Source organism: Streptomyces sp. NPDC127190, assembly GCF_042672505.1.
GTDB lineage: Bacteria > Actinomycetota > Actinomycetes > Streptomycetales > Streptomycetaceae > Streptomyces.
Genome location: NZ_JBHXVE010000061.1, coordinates 1 through 1384 on the forward strand (window position 1 = coordinate 1; position 1384 = coordinate 1384).

General features: G+C 56.6%; 1 rRNA gene (cut by a window edge). It reads right to left on the reverse strand.

Annotated elements, in window-relative coordinates:
* Positions 1–1384: ribosomal RNA gene (locus ACFVIU_RS39005) — 23S ribosomal RNA — on the reverse strand (its annotated part continues 1794 nt past the right edge of the window); the annotation flags it as partial.

Sequence of the window (1384 nt, forward strand, 5' to 3'; positions counted from 1 at the left end):
CCCTCGGCCTATTAGTACCGGTCACCTCCACCAGTTACCTGGCTTCCAGATCCGGCCTATCAACCCAGTCGTCTACTGGGAGCCTTACCCCATCAAGTGGGTGGGAGTCCTCATCTCGAAGCAGGCTTCCCGCTTAGATGCTTTCAGCGGTTATCCCTCCCGAACGTAGCCAACCAGCCATGCCCTTGGCAGAACAACTGGCACACCAGAGGTTCGTCCGTCCCGGTCCTCTCGTACTAGGGACAGCCCTTCTCAAGACTCCTACGCGCACAGCGGATAGGGACCGAACTGTCTCACGACGTTCTAAACCCAGCTCGCGTACCGCTTTAATGGGCGAACAGCCCAACCCTTGGGACCGACTCCAGCCCCAGGATGCGACGAGCCGACATCGAGGTGCCAAACCATCCCGTCGATATGGACTCTTGGGGAAGATCAGCCTGTTATCCCCGGGGTACCTTTTATCCGTTGAGCGACGGCGCTTCCACAAGCCACCGCCGGATCACTAGTCCCGACTTTCGTCCCTGCTCGACCCGTCGGTCTCACAGTCAAGCTCCCTTGTGCACTTACACTCAACACCTGATTGCCAACCAGGCTGAGGGAACCTTTGGGCGCCTCCGTTACCCTTTAGGAGGCAACCGCCCCAGTTAAACTACCCATCAGACACTGTCCCTGATCCGGATCACGGACCCAGGTTAGACATCCAGCACGACCAGACTGGTATTTCAACGACGACTCCACCCACACTGGCGTATGAGCTTCAAAGTCTCCCAGCTATCCTACACAAGCCGAACCGAACACCAATATCAAACTGTAGTAAAGGTCCCGGGGTCTTTCCGTCCTGCTGCGCGAAACGAGCATCTTTACTCGTAGTGCAATTTCACCGGGCCTATGGTTGAGACAGTCGAGAAGTCGTTACGCCATTCGTGCAGGTCGGAACTTACCCGACAAGGAATTTCGCTACCTTAGGATGGTTATAGTTACCACCGCCGTTTACTGGCGCTTAAGTTCTCAGCTTCGCCCACCCGAAAGTGAGCTAACCGGTCCCCTTAACGTTCCAGCACCGGGCAGGCGTCAGTCCGTATACATCGCCTTACGGCTTCGCACGGACCTGTGTTTTTAGTAAACAGTCGCTTCTCGCTGGTCTCTGCGGCCACCCCCAGCTCGAGGAGCAAGTCCCCTCACCAGGCGTGGCCCCCCTTCTCCCGAAGTTACGGGGGCATTTTGCCGAGTTCCTTAACCATAGTTCACCCGAACGCCTCGGTATTCTCTACCTGACCACCTGAGTCGGTTTAGGGTACGGGCCGCCATGAAACTCGCTAGAGGCTTTTCTCGACAGCATAGGATCATCCACTTCACCACAATCGGCTCGGCATCAGGTCTCAGC